Annotated in this window: 19 protein-coding genes and 1 pseudogene; 12 read left to right on the top strand and 8 right to left on the bottom strand. The window is 63.7% G+C overall.

Going from position 1 to position 15,898, the window contains the following annotated elements:
* Positions 1 to 83: 83 nt before the first annotated feature.
* From yidA to AB839_RS13225, 4 genes are all read left to right on the top strand, one after another.
* A complete protein-coding gene (yidA, locus tag AB839_RS13240; RefSeq protein WP_061479723.1) occupies positions 84 to 917 on the top strand; it encodes a sugar-phosphatase in 834 nt (277 codons plus the stop codon).
* A gap of 342 nt (positions 918 to 1,259) precedes the next feature.
* Positions 1,260 to 3,578, top strand: a complete 2,319-nt coding sequence (locus AB839_RS13235; RefSeq protein WP_061479722.1) for a TonB-dependent receptor — start codon at positions 1,260 to 1,262, stop codon at positions 3,576 to 3,578.
* A gap of 74 nt (positions 3,579 to 3,652) precedes the next feature.
* Positions 3,653 to 4,042 (top strand): hypothetical protein, encoded by a 390-nt coding sequence (locus tag AB839_RS13230; protein WP_061479721.1) that lies wholly within the window; start codon positions 3,653 to 3,655, stop codon positions 4,040 to 4,042.
* Positions 4,043 to 4,066: 24 nt separating this feature from the next.
* Positions 4,067 to 4,363: a hypothetical protein gene (locus AB839_RS13225; RefSeq protein WP_031269210.1), complete on the top strand. Its 297-nt coding sequence runs from the start codon at positions 4,067 to 4,069 to the stop codon at positions 4,361 to 4,363.
* 7 nt (positions 4,364 to 4,370) lie between these two features.
* Here the strand turns inward: AB839_RS13225 and AB839_RS13220 are convergent, their stop codons facing one another.
* The gene (locus AB839_RS13220; RefSeq protein ID WP_061479720.1) at positions 4,371 to 5,876 is read right to left on the bottom strand and encodes a YifB family Mg chelatase-like AAA ATPase; all 1,506 of its coding nucleotides are present in this window, start codon (positions 5,874 to 5,876) and stop codon (positions 4,371 to 4,373) included.
* A 400-nt stretch (positions 5,877 to 6,276) separates the two neighbouring features.
* Between AB839_RS13220 and AB839_RS13215 the strand changes: the two genes are divergently transcribed.
* Positions 6,277 to 7,227 (top strand): Abi family protein, encoded by a 951-nt coding sequence (locus AB839_RS13215; protein ID WP_241776783.1) that lies wholly within the window; start codon positions 6,277 to 6,279, stop codon positions 7,225 to 7,227.
* Positions 7,228 to 7,287: 60 nt separating this feature from the next.
* Here the strand turns inward: AB839_RS13215 and AB839_RS13210 are convergent, their stop codons facing one another.
* Positions 7,288 to 7,776: a hypothetical protein gene (locus AB839_RS13210; protein ID WP_061479719.1), complete on the bottom strand. Its 489-nt coding sequence runs from the start codon at positions 7,774 to 7,776 to the stop codon at positions 7,288 to 7,290.
* Between the two features lie 45 nt (positions 7,777 to 7,821).
* On the bottom strand, positions 7,822 to 8,178 hold the full coding sequence (locus tag AB839_RS13205) for a hypothetical protein (protein WP_061479718.1): 357 nt from the start codon (positions 8,176 to 8,178) through the stop codon (positions 7,822 to 7,824).
* Between the two features lie 631 nt (positions 8,179 to 8,809).
* On the opposite strand from AB839_RS13205, the gene AB839_RS13200 reads away from it, so the two are divergent.
* Both AB839_RS13200 and AB839_RS13195 read left to right on the top strand, forming a co-directional pair.
* Complete coding sequence (locus tag AB839_RS13200; RefSeq protein ID WP_061479717.1) at positions 8,810 to 9,412, top strand: DUF998 domain-containing protein; 603 nt, start codon at positions 8,810 to 8,812, stop codon at positions 9,410 to 9,412.
* 54 nt (positions 9,413 to 9,466) lie between these two features.
* A complete protein-coding gene (locus AB839_RS13195; RefSeq protein WP_061479716.1) occupies positions 9,467 to 9,832 on the top strand; it encodes a hypothetical protein in 366 nt (121 codons plus the stop codon).
* 246 nt (positions 9,833 to 10,078) lie between these two features.
* Here AB839_RS13195 and AB839_RS13190 read toward each other — a convergent pair whose 3' ends face one another.
* Complete coding sequence (locus tag AB839_RS13190; RefSeq protein WP_156476662.1) at positions 10,079 to 10,453, bottom strand: hypothetical protein; 375 nt, start codon at positions 10,451 to 10,453, stop codon at positions 10,079 to 10,081.
* Positions 10,454 to 10,582: 129 nt separating this feature from the next.
* Between AB839_RS13190 and AB839_RS13185 the strand changes: the two genes are divergently transcribed.
* From AB839_RS13185 to AB839_RS13175, 3 genes are all read left to right on the top strand, one after another.
* Positions 10,583 to 10,966, top strand: a complete 384-nt coding sequence (locus tag AB839_RS13185; RefSeq protein WP_061479714.1) for a hypothetical protein — start codon at positions 10,583 to 10,585, stop codon at positions 10,964 to 10,966.
* 119 nt (positions 10,967 to 11,085) lie between these two features.
* A complete protein-coding gene (locus tag AB839_RS13180) occupies positions 11,086 to 11,505 on the top strand; it encodes a hypothetical protein (RefSeq protein WP_156476660.1) in 420 nt (139 codons plus the stop codon).
* A gap of 127 nt (positions 11,506 to 11,632) precedes the next feature.
* Positions 11,633 to 12,079 carry a DUF4279 domain-containing protein gene (locus AB839_RS13175; RefSeq protein ID WP_061479712.1) on the top strand — a complete coding sequence of 149 codons (447 nt, stop codon included), beginning with the start codon at positions 11,633 to 11,635 and terminating at the stop codon, positions 12,077 to 12,079.
* Here AB839_RS13175 and arr read toward each other — a convergent pair.
* A complete protein-coding gene (gene arr / locus AB839_RS13170) occupies positions 12,072 to 12,506 on the bottom strand; it encodes an NAD(+)--rifampin ADP-ribosyltransferase (protein WP_061479711.1) in 435 nt (144 codons plus the stop codon). The two genes, AB839_RS13175 and arr, sit on opposite strands and share 8 nt — an antisense overlap.
* A gap of 126 nt (positions 12,507 to 12,632) precedes the next feature.
* Positions 12,633 to 12,884 (bottom strand): accessory factor UbiK family protein, encoded by a 252-nt coding sequence (locus tag AB839_RS13165; protein ID WP_012512353.1) that lies wholly within the window; start codon positions 12,882 to 12,884, stop codon positions 12,633 to 12,635.
* Positions 12,885 to 13,039: 155 nt separating this feature from the next.
* On the opposite strand from AB839_RS13165, the gene AB839_RS13160 reads away from it, so the two are divergent.
* Positions 13,040 to 13,378: a P-II family nitrogen regulator gene (locus AB839_RS13160; RefSeq protein WP_005411374.1), complete on the top strand. Its 339-nt coding sequence runs from the start codon at positions 13,040 to 13,042 to the stop codon at positions 13,376 to 13,378.
* 125 nt (positions 13,379 to 13,503) lie between these two features.
* Here the strand turns inward: AB839_RS13160 and AB839_RS13155 are convergent, their stop codons facing one another.
* Positions 13,504 to 14,163: an RIO1 family regulatory kinase/ATPase gene (locus AB839_RS13155; protein ID WP_061479710.1), complete on the bottom strand. Its 660-nt coding sequence runs from the start codon at positions 14,161 to 14,163 to the stop codon at positions 13,504 to 13,506.
* A gap of 436 nt (positions 14,164 to 14,599) precedes the next feature.
* Between AB839_RS13155 and AB839_RS13150 the strand changes: the two genes are divergently transcribed.
* The gene (locus tag AB839_RS13150; RefSeq protein WP_032954620.1) at positions 14,600 to 15,505 is read left to right on the top strand and encodes an aspartyl/asparaginyl beta-hydroxylase domain-containing protein; all 906 of its coding nucleotides are present in this window, start codon (positions 14,600 to 14,602) and stop codon (positions 15,503 to 15,505) included.
* A 124-nt stretch (positions 15,506 to 15,629) separates the two neighbouring features.
* Here the strand turns inward: AB839_RS13150 and AB839_RS13145 are convergent.
* Positions 15,630 to 15,898, bottom strand: a pseudogene (locus AB839_RS13145) (polyamine aminopropyltransferase); the annotation flags it as partial.

Below are 15,898 nucleotides of genomic sequence, written 5' to 3'. Positions count from 1 at the left end.
ACGCAGTATCCCGGCCAACGTGGGCAAAGAGGTGAACCGGGCATGAGGGGGTAAACTGGCGTGCCCCGCACGAGTTGAACGCAATGGACATGGGCCGCCGGCAATCGACCATCGAACTGGTCGCCATCGACATGGATGGCACGCTGCTGGACCCGTCGCACCAGCTCACCGCACGCTCCAGGAAGGCCATCGCGCAGGCGCGCGCACTGGGCGTGCACATCGTGCTGACCAGTGGCCGCCCGGTCCCCGGCCTGGCGCCGTACCTGCACGAGCTGGGCATCACCGGCAACGACGACTACTGCATCGCCTGCAATGGCGGCCTGGTGCAGCGCATCGGCACGCGCGAAACCGTGGTCGAGTATCCGCTCAGCTTCGACGACTTCCTGTTCTGCGAGCAGGTCGCCCGCGACCTGGGCGTGCACTTCCAGGCGCTGGACAGCCGGCGCATGTACACGCCCAACCAGGACATCAGCTACTACACCGTGGCCGACTCGCATCTCTCGCGGATGCCGCTGTCGTATCGTCGCGTGGAGGACATGGATCCATCGATGTCCTTCATCAAGCTGATGATGATCGACGCGCCGGACGTGCTGGATGCCGCCATCGCGCGCCTGCCCAGCGAACTGACCGAGCGCTTCGCGGTACTGAAGAGTGCACCGTTCTTCCTGGAAGTGTTCGACCACCGCGCCGGCAAGGGCCCGAGCCTGCAGAAGCTGGCCGAGCACCTGGGCATCGACCGCGCCAACGTGATGGCCATCGGTGACCAGGAGAACGACCTGACCATGCTGCAGTACGCCGGCACCAGCGTGGCGATGGGCAATGCCATCGACGCCGTGAAGGCGGTGGCGCGGTTCGAGACCACCAGCAATGCCGATGAAGGCGTGGCGCGCGCGATCGAGCGTTTCGTTCTGCAGTAACCGCGCGTCCCCTTGCACTGGTAGGTGCCAACCTTGGTTGGCACACGCAATCGGCAAGCGCCGACCAAGGCTATACCCGCGTATAGCCCACCCATCCCCACCGCCATCGGCGCTGTACCACGGTGCAATGGCGGATGCGGCAGCGCGATGCAAGAATTTCGCACGTCGAAATCACGCCATCGAATCCTGCGGCAGATGATCGTCTTCATCTGCTGACTGGCGCGCACCGCGCTGTTACCCCCTCAACGCAATCGCACTGCCAGCCAGGGCGCCGACACCGGCGCTGCAACGCGCTGGGCGTGCGCCTGCGCCGCTTTCCCCCTGCACCCTGGATCTGCTGCCATGAACACCCCACCCACGACACGCCTTGCCTTGGCGATCATCGCGGCCATCACAGCCCCTGCGTACGCCGCAGAAACGCACGATGCCGCGCACGACACGCCCACCACACTCAATGCCCTGCAGGTCATCGCCACGCCGCGTGGCGCCGCCGTGGCACCGACCCAGGTGGTCGGTCCCAACCGCTACATCATCAAGGCCGAAGATCTCGACGCGATGGTCACCGGCAACAACGGCCTGGCCATGCTGAAGCAGGTACCGGGCGCCAGCTACACCGCCACCGATGGACTGGGCCTGGATATCTCGGCCACCAGCCTGTTCGTGCGCGGCTTCCGCATGAATGAAATGGGCATCACCTTCGAAGGCGTGCCGCTGAACGACAACGGCTTCCTCTCGCTTACCGGCACCAGCGTGGTGAACGTGGGCGTGCCCGATGGCATCGGCGCGATCACGGTCAGCCCCGGTGGCGCACCGGTCAGCGTGTTCTCCAGCAGCGTCAACGGCGGCAGCCTGGAATACCGCCTGCGCGACCTGCAGGACACGCCCAGCCTGCGTGTGAAGCAGGGCGTGGGCAGCAACAGCACGTTGGTCACCACCGTATCCGGGCAGACCGGCCAGCTCGGCGAGCAGGGCCCGAAGGTACTTGTCGACCTGCAGCGCGTGTCTGCCGACAAGTACCAGGGCGAGGGCACGCAGAACTTCCTGCGCGGCGACCTGAAGCTGCAACAGGACGTCGCCTGGGGTGACTTCACCGTGTTCCTGTCCGACAGCAAGGCCAAGGTCTGGGGCTACAACAACATCTCCTTCGACATGATCCGCAAGCTGGGCTGGAAGGCCGACATCTTCTATCCCGATTATGCGTGGGCCTGGTACGTGGCCTCGCCGGAGAACGCGGACAAATCCTGTGGCGCCTACACCTGCGGTGAGCTGTCCGAACTGATTCCGTACGACACCGGCCAGATCACCCGCGACCGCGTGTCCTCGATCAACCACCGCTTCCAGATCAACCCGGCATTAAGTGGCAACGTGCAGTTGTACAACGCCAACAGCCATACCCAGGCCACGCTGACCGACCCGACCGTACCGTCGCCCAACGGCGCACCGTTCTCCGAACAGGTACAGACGCCGCGCCTCAACCGCCTGGGCGGCATGGTCAACCTGCAGTTCGAGACCGGCGCGCACACCTTCACCGCCGGTTTCTGGCAGGAGAAGAGCAAGGCTGCGGCCAAGACCGAGTGGTACCAGCAGCCACTGCTGGGCGAGGGCCCGCCGCTGAAGGCCACCGGTCCGTTCGATGTGTACGGTCCCGCGTTCAAGACCGACAACGCATCGAGCTGGGTGACCCGCTCGCGCCAGTTCTACCTGCAGGACGACATCGTGTTGAACGACACGCTGAAGCTGGGCGTTGGTTTCAAGGCCGTGGACTTCCGCACCAGCGGCGGCGGCCTCGGCGATGCCAAGGGCCGGCCGGTGAACGGCACGCTGCGCGCGAAGAGCAACTTCCTGCCGCACGTCTCGCTGTTTTGGAGCCCCACCGAATCCACCGATGCCTTCATCGACCTGGCCAACACCATGAACGGCTATCGCGTCGCTCAGCGCGGCAACATCGGTTACACCGCCTCGGCGTGGACCATCACCGACCAGGAAGAGTTCGACCGCGTGGCCGGCACGCTGCGACCGGAGAAGAACTGGAACCTCACCGTGGGCGCGTCGCATCGCTTCGATCGGCTGACGATCACCGGCGACGTGTTCTACAACGACATCCGCAATCGCCTGCTGTCGGCGGCCATCGGCACTCAGTTCGCGCAGATCAACACCGTGCGGCTGATGCCGAAGATGCACGTGATCGGTGCCGACCTTGGCATCACCGCCGACCTGAGCGATCACCTGCAGTTCTACCAAGGCGTGGCCGTGGCCCGTTCGTACTACGACAGCGATTTCGTGGTGGGTGACACGGTGTACCCGATCAAGGGCAACGCCCAGCCGGGCTACCCGCAGATCTCGCTGGTCAGCGACCTGTCCGCCCACTTCGGTGACTGGCGTTTTGGTGCCACCAGCACCTCGTACCTGCGCCAGCCCTTCACCTACGAGAACGACATCCGCGTGCCCACGTTCTGGCAGGTCAACACCTACGCCGCTTACCGCTTCGGTGCGGACAGCGCCGTGCCCGGCCTGGAGCTGCGGCTGGACGTAAGCAACCTGTTCAACCGCCACAACATCGGCACCGCGACCATCGCCGGCTCGTCGTTCTCGGGGGATTACCAGACCCTGCAGCGCAGCGCGCCACGGCAGCTGATGTTCAGTACCTCGATGGCGTTCTGACCCCCTAGAAACCGCCCAAACCCCGCCTTGCGCAATCAACAGGGATTTTCTGGCGGCGACGCAAGGTTCCCACAATGTTGCTGGGTCATGCTGTCGGCATGGCTCAGTACAACCCGCGAACCCCGCTGTTCGGCATCCGAGGCCCAGGACGGCCCCGGCAGGCGCCGTCCGTGGCGCCTGTGATCGACCTGCAGGCCGAGTTCCAGTTCTGGCACGTCTACGAACGCGTGGTCCGCCCGCTGCCCGGCGGGGGGCTGCGGCTGGCCTGGCTGGTGTGCCAGAAGGTGTACCGGGACCGGTGGCAGTACCCGGACGACAGCGACGAGGTGGCGTTGTCGCGGGTGCTGTTTGGCGGGAACACGACGGCTGACCGGGCGTCGGAGCTGGCGGAGCTACACGCGCTGGTCAGCCGTCGGGTGGCGTTGCTGGCGAAGCGGGGTGTACTGTTCGGACGCGGCCGCTGAACCGCGAATTTGCCGAGAGTTCCGATGGTTCTTCTTCCTGGGCAGTACCGCATCCTGGCGTATCGCGGATTCCATGACCTGCCGCGAATGATGCTGGTAACCGATAGCGCATCAAAGCGCTGGGTGCTTGACTGTCCGTTCGAGGACGAACGGGATGACTACGCGCCGGTGTATCGCATTCATGCCGTGGATACTGATATCGCGGGGCCTTCGGAGGTATGGGAGCGTCACACTCTTGGGCTACTGCCCGACATTGGCGCCCTTTCAGTGAATAGCCTGCAGTTTGACGAGACGCGGCGCGCCTCCTTCATCCTGATGTGATCTTTCGTCATACTCCCGGCTTTCCCCGATCCAGCTGCCGATAGCCAATCGCCTCAGCCAGATGCGCCGTCCGGATCACCTCGCAACCCGCCAGATCCGCAATCGTGCGCGCCACGCGCAGAATCCGGTGCATCGCACGTGCGGAAAGCTGCAGACGCTCAATGGCCTGCTCCAGCATGTCCTGATCTGCCTCGCTGAGTCGGGCACAGGCTCGCAGCGCCGCTGGCGGCAGATGCGCATTGAGCCCGCCACGCGCCTGCTGCCGGGCATGGGCGGCTTCCACCCGTGCACGCACCGCAGCACTGGGCTCCCCCAGTGGCGTGCTTTCCCGCAGCTCCACCGCGTCCATGCGCGCCACGCTGATATGCAGGTCGATGCGGTCCAGCAGCGGACCGGACACGCGCGCACGGTAGCGGTTGATGCGCTCGTCGCTGCAAAGGCAGCGGTTGCTGCGGTCGCCGGCCCAGCCGCACGGGCAGGGGTTCATCGCCGCCACCAGCTGGAATCGCGCCGGATACTGCACGCTGCGTGCCGCGCGGGCAATGCGGATGTGACCGGATTCCAGCGGCTCGCGCAGGGTTTCCAGCGCGCTGCGGTTCCATTCTGGGAGCTCATCAAGGAAGAGGACTCCATGATGGGCCAGTGATATTTCACCGGGGCGGGGCGGGTTGCCCCCACCCACCAGCGCCGCCGCGCTCGCGCTGTGATGGGGCGCTCTAAAGGGCCGCTGCCGCCAACGTCTTGGGTCCAGCCCTTCGCCACTCACCGAGGCAATCGCGGCCAGCTGCAGCGCTTCACCCTCCTCTGTATCCGGCAACAGGCTGGGCAGGCGCGAGGCCAACAGTGTCTTGCCGCAGCCAGGGCTGCCGATCAACAGAAGATGGTGACCACCGGCAGCGGCGACTTCCAACGCGCGCCGCGCATGCGCCTGCCCGCGCACGTCGGCCAGATCGGGCAGTGGCAACGGCGTCGTGTCCACGCGCTCCACGGGTGGTAGCAGGCGCGGATTGCCCAACCCTGCACAGCATTCCAGCAGCGTGCGGGCCACGCGCACGTCCGCGTGCTCGGCTAATGCTGCCTCCGCGGCATTACCCGGCGGCACCACCAGAATGCGCCCGGCATCAGCCGCCGCAATCGCCGCCGGCAGCGCGCCAGCCACCGGGCGCAGCTCGCCGGTCAGGCCAAGCTCGCCCAGGAATTCGTACTGCAACAGCGACTGTGGATCGACCTGGCCGCTGGCCGCCAGAATGCCCAGCGCGATGGCCAGGTCGTAACGCCCACCTTCCTTGGGCAGGTCAGCGGGCGCGAGGTTGAGCGTGATGCGTCGCTGCGGAAAGTCGAAGCGCGCGCAAAGAAGGGCGGCACGCACGCGCTCACGGGATTCACGCACGCTGGTCTCGGCCAGGCCGACAATCTGGGTGGCAGGCAGGCCACCGGAGAGATGCACTTCCACCCGCACCAGCGGGGCATCGACCCCGGCGCGGGCACGGCTGTGGACCAGCGCCAGGCTCATGTGTGGTTTCCTGCGGAGGGGCGCTTGATGGTGCGGCAGGCGTTCCGCGTGGGATATCGGGGATTTCAGGTGAAGCGGCTAGGGGGATTCCGGCAGACCGTTGGAGTGCGCCTGCGCGCTTCATAGCGGCCGGTGTCCGCGATCGAGTGTCGGAACTCAACCGGTATGACGTGGAACAACGCCGGGGAATAGGCCGTTGCCGCTCGCCCGCGCCGGCCTTTCACCTCACTGGATCTGCGCCCGGGAGACTGCGGAAATCCAAGAAAATTCCCCATGAAGTGCTTTTCGTACAGGCATTTACATTTCACCAGAACTACACACATTTACTTGAAGGTAAGCAAAAGGGGCGCTAAAATTCACCCAACACACCCGCCAAGCCTCTGACGCGCTAGTTCGCGACATGCTCAAATTGGCGGGTTTTTTTTGCCTGCTGATTAAAGTCGGGATGACCCACTACCGCAAACCGCCCCTGTCGATTCAGGAACAGTTGGATCTGCTCCAGCAGCGCGGGCTTGCCATTGGTGATACCGCCAATGCCAATCGATATCTGCAGCGTGTCGGCTACTATCGTCTTATGGGCTATCTCTACACACAGCGTATGCCCGGTAGCGACAATTTCCGCGATCAAGCGACATTCGAAGAAGCGATAAGCCTTTATGAGTTCGATAGAGCGCTTAGAGACCTGGTGATGGAGGCCGTCGGCCATATCGAGGTCGCAACGCGGACCGTGCTCACGTACCACTTTGCGCATGCGAGCGGCGCCTTCGGCCATCTGGAAGCGTGTAATCTGACCTTCGCTGGACAGGAGCATGCAGATTGGCTGGATGGCGTCGAAAGTGAAGTGGTACGCTCCAGGGAGACGTTCATTCGGCACTACCGGGACAAGTACACCTCACCGGCGTTTCCCAAAGTACCGGTTTGGATGGCAACGGAAGTCATGTCGCTGGGGTCGCTCTCCCGCCTCTACAAAGCGCTTCGTACCCGTGAGCAGAAAGCTGTTGCGGGTGAGATGGGCCTGGCAGCCCCCGTCTTCGCAAACTGGCTGCGTGTCACCAGCGTGGCGCGAAACGTCGTTGCACACCACAGTAGGTTATGGAACAAGGAGCTTGGTGTTTCGGCGGTTCGCCCTCGGTCGGCGGGATGGTCTGAGCGTGAGGCGCCGTATGCACCGAATCGCTGCTTCTTTCTGTTGCTCCTGCTTCGCAAACTTCTGGAAGCGACGACCGCTGATTTCAGGGATTGGCGTGAACGTGTCGATACCCACCTCTCGGCTGGCCTGACGACTGAAGTCCGAACGAGAAGCATCGGGGCTGCGACTGGATGGCAGGACCATCGCTTTTGGCGCGGGTAAGTCCCAGGAGACGCCGCTTCCTCCAGACATTTGTTGCGAATGGGGCGGTTAGGGGGACGGTCAATGGCGGCCCAGCATCCCAAACAGACACCGCTGCTCATCCAGCACCAGCCCATTGAAGCGCCCAAACCACGCCTCAACCCACGAAGGCCCCGCACGTTCCACCAGCAACCGTCCCTGGCTCTGATGCAGATCCAGCCAGCGCTCGATGCTGGTGCGCAGACGCTCGATGTCCGGCGCCCGCCACCGTGCATCGGCGGGCATGCGGATCAGCACGCGCGAGGGCGCATTCTCCACCTCCATCACCAGCACGCCCTTGCATCGGATCTCGAAGGACGTTGCTCTGGCATGGCGTGTATGCAGTTCAAAACCCTCGTGGGCCTTCGCGGTCACGAAGCCGAGCGCATCACTGTGCAGCAGGCGGTAATCGGCCGGCTGCAGCTTCTGGTAGGCCCACACCTGATCGCCCGCGGGCTCGGGCCACTCCACCCACATCGCGCCGATCACCGCGATGCACACCGCCGCAGCGGCAAGGCCGTGCATCTTCATTCGTCACCCCGCACACAGGCAGAAAGGTCCGCGCCATAAGCGCGCTCAGTCCTTGGGTCGCATCCGCTCGTGGATGAAGGCGGTGAGTGCCAGATCGGCCATCACCAGCCCCTCCATCACCCGGTCGCCGACGTACTGTTCGGGCTCACCGTTCTGGCGCGTGCGCTCGGCCGCCAGCAGGATCTCCTGAACGATGCGCTGGCCGGTGAGGGCGCAGTCGGCGTCGGACAACTGCATCTGCCGGCTGCGTAGATGGTGCCGCTCGGGCCAGGGTTGGCCGTCGGCCGCAGCGCCCGCGCCGATGGCGTGCAGGATGGCGATGAGGCTGTTGGGATCCAGGGCTGGCTCGGCCGAGGGCACTTGCTGGATGTGGCGCGGGGGTGGGGAGTGCGGCGTGGTCATGGCGGGCTCCGTGCATGCAGGCGGACGCCGCCACCGATAAAGGTGGCGGGCAGAGCGTGGCTCGAAAACCGGTTGCTAGACAAAGCCGGCGGGCACGAGGGCCCCCACGCCCCGCCCGCCATAGCCGGCAGACGGATTGCCAGCCGGCACCACGCGCGGTGGTGCCGGCTGGCAAGCGCAAACTTACGTCTAGCAATCCGGGTTTTCGAGTCCCGACCACCGATGCACGGTGGCGCAGTAACGATTACCTGCTGTTGTTCGGAATGCCAACGGGTAGGGGTCAATGCCGCCAAAACCCGAGACGTTTTTGGCATTGTCGCATAGCGAGGAAAGCGGCGAGAGCCTTGGCGTGCTTGGCGCAGCAGCACTTCTGGGACGGAGTCGTCAGAACCTTCCGCCAGAGACGCAGGGAGCGGCAAATGCGACAACATTGGTCCGACGGTCGCTGATGGATGCCGCGTATTTCGCCTCCATGCGTGAGTGACTTTCTGCCTATTGACCCCACGGGGCGCCACGCAGAATCTGACTACTGCTGTAGTCACTCGGAACTGTTCTGCCCGCAGCAGGAAGGTTCTGCGGCGTTTGAACGGACTCCACCCACTGGCGCAGGCCGCTACAAGGATCACTGTACGTGTTACGCCGCAATCGACTTCTTCTGTCTGCGGGTCTGCTCCCGCTCCCGTGGTTCCTGTTCTGGACCAGCGTTGCCGCCGTGTTCGCGCCGGGCTACAACCCGCTCGCACAGCACGCCAGCGAGCTGCTGCAGGCGCCGACGCTCGCAAGCATCTGCGCCAGGATCGCCGCCATTGGCTCTGGCGTAGGCTTCGTGGCGTTCTCCATCGGGGTATGGAGGGAGTCCGGTCGCCGGATTGCAGTAGGTGCAATCTGCTGGATGGTCTTTGGCGTCTCTATGCTGACCAACGGGCTCTGGCCCATGGGCCATCCGATGCATGGCTTCTACACCATCGGTATCGCAAATATCATTGCACCGGCAATGTCGCACATCGAATTGAGCGCATGGTCTGCCAACCGAAGGGCGTACGCCGTGACCGCGTTGGTGAGCATCGCGAGCATCGTCTATCTCTGGTTGAACGTGGTGGGCGTGGACCCGGAGGGCTTCCGGGGGCTGACACAGCGCCTGTTCTCGTCGATCAACTCGCTGTGGCCGTTCCTGGTTGCACTGTATCTGCTGCGAAGGGATTCAAGCGCGCTGAAGGCGAAGCCGGCGCATTGATGGAAGGGTATGCTGCACTTGGGCGATGATTGAGCGTGCGGAGTTGAGAGCAAGATGAGAATTTTTCGCCGCCAGCTGATCTACGTCCAAGTGCACCAGGACCATTTTATTGCGCGCCTGGTCGGTGGAGACAGGACCATCCGCCGCCAGTGTCACGCCCTTGGCAATCGCGCGGGTCCGATCAAGGACTTTTCGAATATCCGGCCCCTGCTCAAGGCGATCTTCTCGGAACTCATGCCTGGGTTCTCTCTCGTCAAGCCGTGGGGGATTCTGCACTTTGATCCGGTTGAGTACCCGGTCACGAAGGAAGAACTGGCCGGGTTCCAGAAGACTGCCATGCGAAGTGGTGTGAGCTTCTGTTTTCTCTCCACGTGGGAGCAGCGGCATGCAGACAAGGATCTGTTGGAGATGTTCAAGTAGGGGCCGGCTCGATACTTCTTTCACAGCCGAGCCGCTTTTGTGATTGGACGACGGATCGCTTCAATCGCTACCGGGACTCGAATTGAGTGGCAACCGAAACTCTGCAATGGATAGTGTTGGAGCCAGCCTTGCGGGCGCAGCTTCCTGCTGGGCCCGATCACTGCTGAGCAGCGGCGCAACACTGACTGCCCGCTGTTGTGCGCAATGCGAAGAGGAGGTGTTGGTACCGACAACGTCCGAGACGTTCTACTGGTAGTAGGTTTCACGAACGATTTCGTTGCACGTCGGGTCGACATCAACGTGGAAAGATCTCAACCCGTCGCGGGGCAGGAGCACTTTCAGATCATCCAGGTACTGCACAGCGAACCCTCGATCCGAATTTCCGGAGCCTTCCTCCTCGATGCGGTACAACGTCCTGTCCCATCCCCTCGAGTCCTCAACATGCTGCTCGATCAGCTGCAGGCAGCGCTCATGCCTGGCTTGGCCTGGTTCACTTCCGTGGCAGGCTGGGGCAATGAAGCCGAGCGTTGCGAGCAACCAGGATAGTTTGAACAGACGCATGCTCAATTCCCATTTGGATGAAGCTTTCAGATGCTCATCAGTGGCAGGAGGATCGTCCATGGTTGCACTGTCTGGTGCAAGATTGGCAAGGGCGCACGATAGGGGCTGTTTCGCGGCAGGCGGCTGCGCGACACGGAGAATGGAGACAATGACCAAGGTGACCGGTGCCAGGATAAAGGACCACACGCGATGAAACTACCGGCCCGCTTCTGGGTGCATCTTTTCAGCCATCTGGGGTTCGTCGCAATCATGGCCGCGCTCTTGGCCGACTGGGTCGGGGTGTTCTTCGAAGCTCTTGTCAGCCAATCCCATGCCCCCGCCGACGTGGCCCGGGTGGGTGATGTCGGAACGGTGTTCGGGTTCTGCATGCTCGCCCTGCTGCTGTTGGGGGCGCTGAGCATCCCGGGTGAACTGTCGGGGCTGGTCAGGCTGTACGGCCGCAAGGCGCCCTATCGGCAGCAGGCGCAGGTGATGCATCGGAAGGTGCTGCTGATCACCATCGCGGTACTGTCCTGGGCGGCGCTGGCGTCGGCGTTTTTCATTGGATCGTTGCTGCGTTCCGGCCAGGCGTGAATGCCCTTGCTTGTGGAAATGGTGCTCCCTAAGCTCGGGCGACGAAAGGAATTGTTGGCCGGCCACCGCACTACGGCAGGTCCTCGCCATCCACGCCTTGGCTGGATCTCATGACAAACATGGATATCGGTTCCCCGCCCGCGCGGGAACGTGCACTGCGCAGCATCACCCCGGAGACGGCGAAACAGCATGAACTGCTCTTGCGAGCGATCTTTCGCGAGGAGATCGACTACCGTCAGCGCGACGAGGATCAGGCGTACTTCGAGAACCTCTATTGGTGTGCCTATCTGCTGTTCCATGTGGGAGATCTGGCCGATGTCGAGTCCATGTGGATTGCCAAGAATCTGAACATGGATACCGGTTCTGGCTTCGACGTCGAGAACATGGTGGGTGCCGGTGTGGAGCAGACGATTGAGTACCTTCTGGAAAGATCTCTCGACGATGCTGCGGATTACATTGACGAGTGCTTACCAGCTCACTCGCAGCAGGAAATCGAGGAATGGTCCCGCTCCCGTCGTAGCTACTTCTACGACGTCTGAGTGATTTCATCGACAGCTGCAGTCGAGCTTGTGCCACTTGCGTGTCCATCGCACGTTGATCCCGGGCTGCGGATCTTCGCTCCTGGCCGATAGCCAACATCAACAGAACGCGCGCAACTGGAATCTAATGACCATTTTCCATCACTCCCTGTTAACCCTCCGGCTCTTCGGGGATGACCTCAATCCAGCCGAGATCACTGCCTTGCTGGGCGCGAATCCAACCGCCGCGCATCACAAGGGCCAGCAGCTCACAGGCAACCAACCCGACGCCGTGCGTATCGCCAGGACCGGCAGCTGGCAGCTTGATGCGGAGCGTCGTGAGCCTGAAGATCTGGAAGCGCAGATCTTCGAGATCCTCGATCAGCTCACCGGCGATCTCGCCGTATGGCAGTCATTGGCACGGTTCCGGCCTGACCTGTTCTGCGGTCTTTTCATGGGCAGCAGCAATGACGGTGTCTCGCTTTCGCCCCGCGTGCTGCTCGCTCTGGGAGAGCGCGGCATTGAGCTCGGGCTGGACATCTATGAAGCCGATGAAGAGGTGCGCAACGCCCAACGCCAAAAGGTCATCAATTGATGATCTCCCCACTCCCCGAAGCAACAAACGCCTTCAACTGCCGAACGAATTCCGCGTCGTAGAGCTCCCACTCCACAATCTCCCCCACCACCCGCAACGGCTGCGCACTCCGATACGACCGCGTCGGGTTCCCGGGAAACTTCTTGTTGGTCACATTCGGGTCGTCCTCAAACGGCCCGGTCGGCTCCACCACATACACGCGCGGTCGCCCCTCACCCCGGGCCATCTCCGCAGCCAGCCCGGCGCCCTTGGCAATGGTGGTGAAGTAGATGTGGTTCATCACCACGCTGTCGCGGTAGTTGGAGCGGAAGCCCGCGCTCAGCAGCTCGCCCACGGCGAGGTCAGCGCGGGTGCCGTGATAGAACGGCCCGGCGATCTGGTCGCAGGTGTCATGCGAAACGGGTGTCCATTCGGTGTCCTGCGCCATCGGCACTGCCCCTGCGTGTCCTGCCGGATCGACAGGCCGGCGAGTCTAGGGCGCCCGGTGGGCCTTGCTGCAAGGCCCCATCCGGGAAATAATCTGTAAACGGGAGGCGCGGTGCGCCTCCTTTTTTCATTCTGCGGTGCCGCGCCCTTCCAGCTCGCGCACGGCCGTTTCCAGCGCATCCAGCTTTTCGCGGGTCTTCAGCAGCACGGCGCGCTGCACTTCGAACTCCTCGCGGGTGACCAGGTCGAGCTTGGCCAGGCCGGCCTGCAGCGCGCTCTTGAAGGTGGCCTGCAGTTCCTCGCGCGATTCGCGCAGGCCCGGCGGCACCAGGTCGCTGAGGCGACGGGCGAGGTCATCGATTTGGTTCAGGTCGATCATGGGGTGCTCCGTGGGGGTGGGCCCGTGCATCCGGCGCGGGCAGGCCGTTCGCGCACAAGGATACTGCTGGCACCCACTGCCCGGACAGGCGGCAGCGGCTTCGCACGGGCCGCGTTCAGGCGCTATCCTCCACGCCGGAAGACAGGAGATAGACGATGAAGATGGTCATGGCGGTGATCAAGCCGTTCAAGCTCGACGACGTGCGCGAAGCGCTGGCCGAGCGTGGGGTCACTGGGATCACGGTGACGGAAGTGAAGGGCTTTGGTCGCCAGAAGGGCCATACCGAGCTGTACCGTGGCGCGGAGTATGTGGTCGATTTCCTGCCGAAGGTGAAGCTGGAAGTGGCGGTAACCGATGACCAGGTGGAGGCGGTGGTTGAGGCCATCGTGAAGGCCGCTGGCACCGGCAAGATTGGGGACGGCAAGGTGTTCGTTTACGACTTGGGCAGCGTGGTGCGTATTCGTACCGGTGAGCTGGACGCGGACGCGTTGTAACCCGTTTGGCGGGATGTTGTAGAGCCGAGCCCATGCTCGGCTGCTGTTCCTGCATCGCGCGAAATGCAGCCGAGCATGGGCTCGGCTCTACAAAGAGCGGTAAAGCGGTCGAGCAAGCTCGACCCCTACCGGCGCTTCGCCCACTTGTAGAACCGCTTCCAGCCCTGGCGCACCGCGGCCACCCAGCCCGGGTCGGCCACCAGCGCGGCCTGCGCGGCACTCGGGGCCTGGCCGGTCACGCGCTGGCGGATCTTCAGCAGGTTCTTCATGTCGCTGCGGCGCATCTGCCGGCTCAGTGGATTGCGGCGCAGCCAGCGCGGGGCGCGCCAGGCGGAGGTGAAGTCCAGCAGCACCGGCGCGCCGCCGCTGACCACCACGTTGGTGCCATGCAGGTCGTTGTGGGTGATGCCGGCGGCATGCAGGCGGCTGAGCGCGTGCTGCAGCTGCTCGAACACTTCATTGCCCACGGCCTGCGCGGTGCTCAGGGTCTGGCCGGGAATGAACTCCATGCCCAGTGCCAGGCCACCCAAGGTGCCAAGCAGCGCGGGGGCATGCTTCCAGCCGCCCAGGCGCTGCAGCATGCGGGCCTCACGGCGCACCATCAGCCGCGCGATCAGTGAAACGGGGGTGCCGCGGTAGCGGGAATAGTCCTTGATGACCGCCTCGCGTCCATCCAGGCAGGTGCGATAGACGTCGGGGGCCAGGAAGCGTTCGCCGCGCTTGAGCAGCAGCGGGGTGGCGGCGTCTTCGCCACAGGAGGAGGGGGGCAGGGCAGGAAGATGCATGTCGGGGTCTCGGACGACCCGGTGGGTGGCGCAATGCGTCAAGCGAACCGGTGTTACAGGGAGTTACTAAGTTTTCGTTAATTTTAGTACTCGCCAGTTCGCTATTCCACGATTTGTCGGAGAAATGTCGGGGTCGTGGCTGGAACAGTTCGTCACGCAGAATCGGACAATTATGTCTCATTTATTCCAATTGGCCTTCAGCATCAACAGCTTGCGCGCTCCGCCCTGCGCCTCGTTCACAACCGGCTGAACGCGGCGCACGGGCAACTTGACCCCGGCGCACGGCCTGCCGACCATAAGCTGTTAACCCGCGACATTGGCGGCCGCCCCCCTCCGGCACGTCCCCGTCCCCTGCCGCGTTCCCCACCGGTGCTGGCCGCCTGGCCGTGCATCGCCCCGTTTCCCGTTCCGGCCCCGGCTGGAGGAAAGTGCTTTGATCATCAAAATCGTCATTGCAGCGCTGTTCGTGGCCTGCGTGCTGTACATCCACTTTCGTGGCAAGGTCCGCGCGCGCTGGTCGCGCCAGCTGCTGGACCACTCCAGTTTCATGGCCCCGATCAACGTGGTCATGTACATGTTCTCGAAGGTGCCGACCACGCCGTTCCTGGACCCGGGCAAGGAGTTCCCGCAGCTGGAGCCGCTGCGCCAGAACTGGCAGATGATCCGCGACGAGGCGCTGGCGCTGCGCGACGCGCAGAAGATCGCTGCTTCCAGCACGTTCAACGATGCCGGCTTCAATTCGTTCTTCCGTCGTGGCTGGAAGCGCTTCTACCTGAAGTGGTATGGCCCGTCGCACCCGTCGGCGAAGACGCTGTGCCCGAAGACCACGGCGCTGATCGAGTCGATCCCGGATGTGCGTGCGGCGATGTTCGCGCAGCTGCCGCCGGGCAGCGAGCTGCGCCCGCACCGCGACCCGTTCGCCGGCTCGCTGCGCCTGCATCTGGGCCTGAGCACACCCAACGACGATGCCTGCTACATCGAGGTGGACGGCATCAAGAAGAGCTGGCGCGACGGCGAGTGGATGATGTTCGACGAGACCTACATCCACCATGCACACAACGAGACGCAGCAGGACCGCGTGATCCTGTTCTGCGACATCGCCCGCCCGCTGCGCTTCGGCCTGCCGGGGCTGTTCAACCGCGCGGTGGCGGCCACGCTGCTGGCCGGTGGCGCCTCGCCGAACCTGCCGGGTGACCCGACCGGTGGCGTCAACAAGGCATTCGGCAGCGTCTACAAGGTGCGCCTGAAGGCCAAGGCACTGCGCGAGCGCAGCGTGGTGGCCTACCAGCTGATCAAGTGGGGCCTGGTGGTGGCGGTCATCGCCGGTATCTGGGCGCTGTAACTGTAGAGCCGAGCCCATGCTCGGCTTGGTTTACCGCAACCTGTCCGAAGAGCAGCCGAGCGTGGGCTCGGCTCTACAGAAAGCAGAAAACCCGCGCTGTCGCCAGCGCGGGTTTTTGTTTGGATCAACCCTTCAATGCCGCCTGCACGAACGGCGGGGTCACCAGTACGCCGGTGTGCAGCGCGGCGGTGTAGTACAGGGTGTTGAAGGTCTTGGCGGCCGAGTCGGCCTGGCGGAAGTCGAAGCTGCTGTCGCCCTTGCGCGCCATGGTCACGCTCCACCAGCCGGTGGGGTAGCACGGCTGCGGGAACGGCAGGGTCTTGAACGAACCGAAGCCGGCCTTGCCCATCTCGGTGCGCATCTCGTTGATCAGCGCCAGCTGCATCAGCGGCG

Origin of the sequence: Stenotrophomonas sp. DDT-1 (assembly GCF_001580555.1) — a bacterium.
GTDB classification, from domain to species: Bacteria; Pseudomonadota; Gammaproteobacteria; order Xanthomonadales; family Xanthomonadaceae; genus Stenotrophomonas; species Stenotrophomonas sepilia.
Note: the sequence above shows the minus strand (reverse complement) of the source record. Positions and strands in the feature narration are given on the sequence as shown.

What these genes read in the sequence shown, in the direction of transcription:
- arr (WP_061479711.1), bottom strand. Translation starts at nt 12,506, where the DNA reads ATGGCGCAGGACACCGAATGGACACCCGTTTCGCATGACACCTGCGAC.
- AB839_RS13230 (WP_061479721.1), top strand. Translation starts at nt 3,653, where the DNA reads ATGTTGCTGGGTCATGCTGTCGGCATGGCTCAGTACAACCCGCGAACC.
- AB839_RS13225 (WP_031269210.1), top strand. Translation starts at nt 4,067, where the DNA reads ATGGTTCTTCTTCCTGGGCAGTACCGCATCCTGGCGTATCGCGGATTC.
- AB839_RS13220 (WP_061479720.1), bottom strand. Translation starts at nt 5,876, where the DNA reads ATGAGCCTGGCGCTGGTCCACAGCCGTGCCCGCGCCGGGGTCGATGCC.
- AB839_RS13195 (WP_061479716.1), top strand. Translation starts at nt 9,467, where the DNA reads ATGAGAATTTTTCGCCGCCAGCTGATCTACGTCCAAGTGCACCAGGAC.
- yidA (WP_061479723.1), top strand. Translation starts at nt 84, where the DNA reads ATGGACATGGGCCGCCGGCAATCGACCATCGAACTGGTCGCCATCGAC.
- AB839_RS13180 (WP_156476660.1), top strand. Translation starts at nt 11,086, where the DNA reads ATGGATATCGGTTCCCCGCCCGCGCGGGAACGTGCACTGCGCAGCATC.
- AB839_RS13175 (WP_061479712.1), top strand. Translation starts at nt 11,633, where the DNA reads ATGACCATTTTCCATCACTCCCTGTTAACCCTCCGGCTCTTCGGGGAT.
- AB839_RS13185 (WP_061479714.1), top strand. Translation starts at nt 10,583, where the DNA reads ATGAAACTACCGGCCCGCTTCTGGGTGCATCTTTTCAGCCATCTGGGG.
- AB839_RS13155 (WP_061479710.1), bottom strand. Translation starts at nt 14,163, where the DNA reads ATGCATCTTCCTGCCCTGCCCCCCTCCTCCTGTGGCGAAGACGCCGCC.
- AB839_RS13210 (WP_061479719.1), bottom strand. Translation starts at nt 7,776, where the DNA reads ATGAAGATGCACGGCCTTGCCGCTGCGGCGGTGTGCATCGCGGTGATC.
- AB839_RS13190 (WP_156476662.1), bottom strand. Translation starts at nt 10,453, where the DNA reads ATGGACGATCCTCCTGCCACTGATGAGCATCTGAAAGCTTCATCCAAA.
- AB839_RS13205 (WP_061479718.1), bottom strand. Translation starts at nt 8,178, where the DNA reads ATGACCACGCCGCACTCCCCACCCCCGCGCCACATCCAGCAAGTGCCC.
- AB839_RS13215 (WP_241776783.1), top strand. Translation starts at nt 6,277, where the DNA reads ATGCTCAAATTGGCGGGTTTTTTTTGCCTGCTGATTAAAGTCGGGATG.
- AB839_RS13160 (WP_005411374.1), top strand. Translation starts at nt 13,040, where the DNA reads ATGAAGATGGTCATGGCGGTGATCAAGCCGTTCAAGCTCGACGACGTG.
- AB839_RS13165 (WP_012512353.1), bottom strand. Translation starts at nt 12,884, where the DNA reads ATGATCGACCTGAACCAAATCGATGACCTCGCCCGTCGCCTCAGCGAC.
- AB839_RS13235 (WP_061479722.1), top strand. Translation starts at nt 1,260, where the DNA reads ATGAACACCCCACCCACGACACGCCTTGCCTTGGCGATCATCGCGGCC.